This window comes from Sphingomonas bacterium, from assembly GCF_903644135.1.
GTDB lineage: Bacteria > Pseudomonadota > Alphaproteobacteria > Sphingomonadales > Sphingomonadaceae > Sphingomonas.
In genome coordinates, this window is sequence record NZ_CAHJXA010000149.1 from 1 (window position 1) to 6,705 (window position 6,705).

Consider the following 6,705-nt stretch of genomic DNA (forward strand, 5'->3'; position numbering starts at 1 on the left):
CCCCTATGCCGCGCCGCCGGTCGGGCCGCTGCGCTGGCGCTCGCCGCAACCGGCGGCGGCATGGACCAGCCCACGCGACGCGACCCGGTTCGGCACTCCCTGCTTCGCCTCGCCGCTGCCCGGGCCGATGCAGGGGCCGCCGCAGAGCGAGGACTGCCTGACGCTCAACGTCTGGACGCCCGCCATGGCGGGGAAGCATCCGGTGATGGTCTGGATCCACGGCGGCGGGTTCGAGTTCGGCTCGTCGGCCCAGCCCGGCTATGACGGCACGGTGCTGGCCAAGCACGGCGTCGTCGTCGTCAGCTTCAACTACCGGCTGGGCGTGCTCGGCTTCCTGGCGCACCCGACGCTCGACCGCGAGGGGCCGGCGTCGGGCGATTACGGCCTGCAGGACCAGGTCGCGGCGCTGCGCTGGGTACGCGCCAACATCGCCGCGTTCGGCGGTGACCCCGCCAACGTCACGATCTTCGGCGAGTCCGCCGGCGCGCACGCGGTCGGCATCCTCATGGCCTCGCCGCTGGCCAAGGGGCTGTTCGCCAAGGCGATCGCCGAGAGCGGCGCGTTCTGGGACAGCGAGCACGGCTCGCTCTCGACCCACGCGGAGGCGACCGCGCGCGGCGTCGCCTTCCAGCAGCAGATGGCCGCGACCGACCTCGCCGCGTTGCGCGCCCTGCCGGCGGAGCAGCTCAACGCCGCCGGCCGCTGGGACGTCAGGCGCGATCCGGGCACGACCGTCTTCTCGCCGAGCGTCGACGGCTATGTGCTACGCGAAGCTCCCGCCGCGACCTTCGCGCGCGGGGCCGCCGCGAAGGTGCCGCTGCTCGCCGGCTGGAACGCGCGTGAGGAGACGCCGCTGTTCCTGCCGCGCGCACTGCCGCACGACACGCCCGATGCGTTCCGGGCGGGCGAAGCCCAGCTGTTCGGCGCGGATCGCACAGCGGTGGTCGAGGCGGCCTATCCGTCGGCCGATCCGGCGCGGTCGTCGGCGACGCTGGTCGGCGATCTGGTCATCTCCGAACAGACCTGGGAGATGCTGGCGCTCCAGCAGCAGGCGCGGCGCACCGGCGTCTATGCCTATCAGTTCTCGTTCACCTCGCCTTACTCGCCGATTGCCAACCACACCGCCGAGGTGAAGTACGTGTTCGGCAACCTGTCGCCGCCCCCGCCCGGCCGCGGCGGCGGCGCGCCTGGCGAGCGCGACCGCGCGACCGCCGAGCGGATGACCGCCTATTGGACCAACTTCGCCGCCAAGGGCGATCCCAACGGCCCCGGCCTGCCGAACTGGCCCAGCTATGCCGGGCCGGGATCGCAGCTGCTCGCCATCACCCCCGACAGCACCAGCGCCGCGGCCGAGACCGGCACCGACCGGTTCCAGCTCATCCGGTCATACCGGCAGACCGGACGGTTGCCCGATCGCTGGCGGACGGTCGCGCCGTAAAGGTGCGGCCGTCCTAGCGGCAATGTCCATGTGCAACAGTATGATCGGCTCGTAATCCGGTCGGTCAGCAACGATGTCACGACCTATCTGGGCCGGTACGGTCGAACCAACATGCTTGGTCTTTTCAGAACCCGCCGGTGATGAAGGCGGTTATCAGGCTATCTCGCGCATATAGGCTCAGACGTGGCGCGTGACGAACAGGCCGCCAGAAACGCCGTATCTAGCAGTGTCTTACCACGCACCTGGCGGAGACGGAGAGATTCGAACTCTCGGTACGGTTTCCCGTACGACGCTTTAGCAAAGCGTTGGTTTCAGCCACTCACCCACGTCTCCGGACGTCGCCGGCGGTGTCCTCATAGCCAACCGGCCACAGGCGATCAACCGGGCTTGGCGTTCTGCCGCGGAATCGACTCGGGCTGCCGCCGGTGGGTTGCCGAGAGCGGCAGCGCGCGGCACGCTCTGGTGAGCGTAGCAAAGGAGTGGGGACTTGCGGGCGATTGCGATGCTGGGGATGGGAGTGTTGCTCGCGGGCACGGCCGCTGCGCAGATGCGCAGCATCGATCCCAACCAGGGCATCGATCAGGACCTGTCGACAGCCGCGTCCCGGGCGGCGGCTGCCCGTGCGGCGCGATCGGCACCCGTGCCCGCCGACGACCGCGTACCCGACCAATCCCGTCCCGACCAGTCGAGCGCTTATCAATCCAACACCTATCAACCCGGTCCCGACCAGCGCTCCCCCGATCAGCCGCCGGTCGCGCCGTCGCGCGCGGGGGAGCAGGCACGCGCCGACGCGACCACCCAGGCCGCCGACACCTATCGCCGCGACGATCTGCTGGCGGCGGGCGAGGGCGTGTTCGGCAAGGGCGCGGAAGGGCTGGCCGGCATCATCGAGCGGATCCTGAAGGACCAGGGCCAGCCCAACGCCTATATCGCCGGGCACGAGGCGTCGGGTGCGTTCGTGGTCGGGCTGCGCTATGGTTCGGGCATCCTCAGCCACAAGATCGAGGGGCAGCAGCCGGTCTATTGGACGGGGCCGTCGGTGGGCTTCGACGTCGGCGGCGACGCCAACAAGGTCTTCGTGCTGGTCTACAACCTGTACGACACCGGCGACCTGTACCACCGCTTCCCGGGCGCGGAGGGGCGGCTATACCTGGTCGGCGGATTCGCGGCGACCTATCTGCGGCGGGGCAACATCGTCGTGATCCCGATCCGGCTCGGCGTCGGCTGGCGCGCCGGGGTGAACGTCAACTACATGAAGTTCAGCCACAAATCCAAGCTGCTGCCCTTCTAGCCGCCGGGTTCAGCCGAACTCCACCGCCTCAAAGCGGATCGGGCGGCCGTCGGCGCTGTCGCCCAGCCCGCCCTCCCACATCGCAACGCCGCCGCGCACGATCGTGCCGATCGGCCGGCCGGTCAGCTGGGTGCCGGTGAAGGGCGACCAGCCGGCGCGCGACGCCAGCCAGCCCGGCTCGACCGTCCAGCGCGCCTTGAGGTCGACGACGGTCAGGTCGGCGTCATAGCCGGCGGCGATGCGGCCCTTGCCGACGATGCCGAATACCCGCTGCGCCCCCGCGCTGGTTAGCTCGATCAGCCGCTGCAGCGTCAGCCGCCCTTCGGCGACATGGTTGAGCAGCAGCGGCAGCAGCGTCTGCACGCCCGGCATCCCGCTGGGGCTCGCCGGATAGGGCTGCGCCTTCTCCTCGGCGGTGTGCGGCGCATGGTCGGAACCGATCACGTCGGGCACACCCTGCTGCAGCCAGTGCCACAGGCCGTCGCGATGCGCGCCGGAGCGGATCGGCGGGTTCATCTGCGCCAGGCTGCCGAGCCGCGGATAAGCCTCCTCGCCGGCGAGCGTCAGGTGCTGCGGCGTGACCTCGCAGGTGGCGATGTCCTTGTGCGCGCTCAGCAGTTCGAGCTCGGCGGGGGTGGAGACGTGGAGGACGTGGATGCGGCGGCGGGCGGCGCGGGCCAGCGCCAGGATGCGCCGGGTGGCGATCATCGCGCTCTCGTCGTCGCGCCACACCGGGTGCGACGCCGGGTCGCCGGGGACGCGCTCGTCGAGGCGCGCGTTCATCCGCGCCTCGTCCTCGGCATGGATCGCGACGCGGCGATGACCGGAGGCGAGCACCGCGGCCAGGCTGGCATCCTCGGCGACGAGCAGGTCGCCGGTCGACGCGCCCATGAAGATCTTGACGCCGGCGGTGCCAGGCAGCCGCTCCAGCTCGGCGAGATCGGCGGCATTGTGGTTGGTCGCGCCGACATAGAAGGCATGGTCGCACCACATCCGGCCTCTTGCGCGCGCGAGCTTGTCGGCGATCGCGTCGGCGCTGTCGGTGTTGGGCCTGGTGTTGGGCATCTCGAACACCGCCGTCACCCCGCCCATCACCGCGGCGCGGCTGCCGCTGGCCAGATCCTCCTTGTGGACGAGGCCGGGCTCGCGGAAATGCACCTGGGTGTCGGTCACGCCGGGCAGGATGTCGAGACCGGTGCAGCTGATCGTCCGCCCGGCATCGCCGACCGCGCCGATCGCGGCGATGCGCCCGTCGCGGATGCCGAGGTCGACGGTCGCCGGCCCGCCCGGCAGGTGAACGGTGCCGCCGGTCAGCTTGAGGTCGTACGCCATGGCCCTGCCCTTTCGCTTGCGTCGCCCCGCCCCTACCTTGCGGCGATGGACGACGCCACGGGAACCATGCTGGCCGATCGCGCGCTGCTGAGACTGTCGGGCGATGATGTGCGCGGCTTCCTGCAGGGGCTGCTGACCAACGACCTCGCGCTGCTCGCCCCCGACCGGCCGTTATGGGCGGGGCTGCTGACGCCGCAGGGCAAGGCGCTGTTCGACCTGCTGCTCTGGGCGGACGGCGAGGCGGTGCTGGTCGATGTCGAGGCGGCGCAGGCGGAGGCGCTGGCGCGGCGGCTTGCGCTCTACCGGCTGCGGCGGCGGATCGCGATCGAGCCCGCCAGCGGCGCGGTGCACTGGTCGATGGAGGGGGCTCGCGGTGTCGCCGACCCGCGGCTTGCCGACCTTGGCCGGCGCTGGCTGGGGGAGCGTGGCGAGTCGGCCAACGGCTGGCACGCGCATCGCCTGACGCTGGGTGTCGCGGAAGGCGTGGGGGAGCTTGGCAGCGGCGAGACGCTCTGGCTGGAATGCAATGCGCGCGAACTGGGTGGGGTCAGCTTCACCAAGGGCTGCTATGTCGGGCAGGAGAACACCGCCCGGATGCATCACCGCTCCCGCGTCAACCGCCGGCTGGTGACGGCACCGATCGGCCCTGAAGGGGAGCGCACCCGGATCCGCTATCCCGAGTTGGGGCTGATGGTCGAGCATCGCCGCGTCGACGCGCTGGGCGATGCGATCGTCCCGCCCTGGCTCGCCGCCGCGGTCGCCGCGGATCAGCGTCCGACGGCGGTATAGGCGAAGCCGGCGCGCTCGACGGCGTCGCGGCGGTAGACGTTGCGCAGGTCGATCAGCACCGGGGCGGTCATCGCCGCCGCCAGCCGGCCGAGGTCGAGCGCGCGGAACGCGTCCCACTCGGTGACGATCACCACCGCGTCGGCCCCGGTGGCGGCGTCATAGGCATCACGGCAGAAGCTGGTGGCGGGCGGCAGCAGCGGTTTCGCCGCGTCCATCCCTTCCGGGTCATAGACTCGCAGCGCGATGCCGGCGTCGGCGAGATATTGCGCGATCGCCAGCGCCGGCGCGTCGCGCATGTCGTCGGTGTTGGGCTTGAACGTCAGGCCGAGCAGCGCCACCGTCTTGCCGCGCGGATCGCTGCCCAGCGCCTCGGCGACCTTGCGGCCCATGGCGCGCTTGCGGCTGTCGTTGACCTGCACCACCGCCTCGACGATCCGCATCGGCGACTGCGCGTCTTCCGCGGTCTTGAGCAGCGCCAGCGTGTCCTTGGGGAAGCATGAGCCGCCATAGCCGGGACCGGCATGGAGGAACTTGCGGCCGATACGGTTGTCGAGGCCGATGCCGCGGCTGACGTCCTGGACATCGGCCCCAACCGCCTCGCACAGGTCGGCGATCTCGTTGATGAAGGTGATCTTGGTCGCGAGGAACGCGTTGGCGGCGTATTTGATCAGCTCGGAGGTGCGCCGGCTGGTGAACACCATCGGGCTCTCGTTGATGAACAGCGGCCGGTAGACCGCGCGCATCACCTCGCGCGCGCGCTCGTCGTCGGTGCCGATGACGATGCGGTCGGGGCGTTTGAAGTCGCCGATCGCCGCGCCTTCGCGCAGGAACTCGGGGTTGGAGACGACCTCGACGGCGAGGTCGGGGTGCTGGTCGCGCACGATCCGCTCGACCCGGTCGCCGGTGCCGACGGGGACGGTCGACTTGGTGACGATCACGGTCGGACCGGTGAGCGCAGCGGCGATCTCCCCGGTGGCGGCGAAGACATAGGACAGGTCGGCATGGCCATCGCCACGGCGAGATGGCGTGCCGACCCCGATGAACACCGCGTCCGCGCCGGCGACGGCGGGCGCGAGGTCGGTGGTGAACGCCAGCCGACCGGCGGCGACGTTGGCGGCGACCAACTGGTCGAGGCCGGGCTCGTAGATCGGCATCCGGCCGGCACGCAGCGCCTCGATCTTGGCGGCATCCTTGTCGACGCACACCACGTCATGACCGAAGTCCGACAGGCAGGCCCCCGATACCAGGCCGACATAGCCCGAGCCGATCATCACAATGCGCATAGAGGTATTCCGAATGGATGAGGACGCGTCCACGTCCGTGATGAGTCGGTAAGGCGCTCACCCGCGCAACACGCAACCTCTATTGGCGTAGGCATCGACGATGACGGCACATCTGCACAGCCTTCAGGTCGCGTGCGGTCGCCGGCGCGTCGGCACGTAAAAAGGGAGGCCGGCTTGCACCGACCTCCCTTCAGAGCCCCGACAAGGGAGCAGGTTTTACTGTCCCGAACCCGGGCCGTAGGTGATCTCCACACGGCGGTTCTGGACCTCACGGACACCGTCCGCGGTCTGCACCCGCAGCTTGGTCGGATCCTCACCGAACGCCTGGGTCGACACCACACCATCGGGAATGCCGTGGGCCGTGATGTAGGCACGCACCGAGTCGGCACGGCGCTGCGACAGGCCGATGTTATACTTCGGCGTACCCGACGTGTCGGTGAAGCCGGCCAGCATGACCCGTGCATTACCGCAATTCTGATACTGCGTCACCGCATTGTCCAGGATCGAGCCTGCCTCAGGCGTGATGTCCGACTTGTTCCACTCGAAGAACACGATGAACGGACCGGGCGAGC

6 protein-coding genes and 1 tRNA gene are annotated in these 6,705 nt (G+C 70.1%); 3 read left to right on the forward strand and 4 right to left on the reverse strand.

The features are described from left to right. On the forward strand, positions 1-1,438 hold a 1,438-nt coding region (locus HUU96_RS09085; RefSeq protein WP_174292507.1), incomplete at its 5' end, for a carboxylesterase/lipase family protein. 243 nt (positions 1,439-1,681) lie between these two features. Here the strand turns inward: HUU96_RS09085 and HUU96_RS09090 are convergent. After that, positions 1,682-1,771, reverse strand: a tRNA-Ser gene (locus HUU96_RS09090). A 169-nt stretch (positions 1,772-1,940) separates the two neighbouring features. On the opposite strand from HUU96_RS09090, the gene HUU96_RS09095 reads away from it, so the two are divergent. Next, positions 1,941-2,729: a DUF1134 domain-containing protein gene (locus HUU96_RS09095; RefSeq protein WP_174292511.1), complete on the forward strand. Its 789-nt coding sequence runs from the start codon at positions 1,941-1,943 to the stop codon at positions 2,727-2,729. 9 nt (positions 2,730-2,738) lie between these two features. On the opposite strand, the gene HUU96_RS09100 is transcribed toward HUU96_RS09095, so the two are convergent. After that, positions 2,739-4,061: a dihydroorotase gene (locus HUU96_RS09100; RefSeq protein ID WP_174292508.1), complete on the reverse strand. Its 1,323-nt coding sequence runs from the start codon at positions 4,059-4,061 to the stop codon at positions 2,739-2,741. A gap of 45 nt (positions 4,062-4,106) precedes the next feature. Between HUU96_RS09100 and ygfZ the strand changes: the two genes are divergently transcribed. Beyond that, on the forward strand, positions 4,107-4,850 hold the full coding sequence (gene ygfZ / locus HUU96_RS09105; protein WP_254605159.1) for a CAF17-like 4Fe-4S cluster assembly/insertion protein YgfZ: 744 nt from the start codon (positions 4,107-4,109) through the stop codon (positions 4,848-4,850). On the opposite strand, the gene HUU96_RS09110 is transcribed toward ygfZ, so the two are convergent. Continuing rightward, positions 4,829-6,133 carry a UDP-glucose dehydrogenase family protein gene (locus HUU96_RS09110; RefSeq protein ID WP_174292509.1) on the reverse strand — a complete coding sequence of 435 codons (1,305 nt, stop codon included), beginning with the start codon at positions 6,131-6,133 and terminating at the stop codon, positions 4,829-4,831. The genes ygfZ and HUU96_RS09110 overlap by 22 nt on opposite strands. Positions 6,134-6,349: 216 nt before the next feature. Further along, positions 6,350-6,705, reverse strand: a 356-nt coding sequence (locus HUU96_RS09115) for an OmpA family protein (RefSeq protein ID WP_174292510.1), incomplete at its 5' end; no start/stop codon positions are given.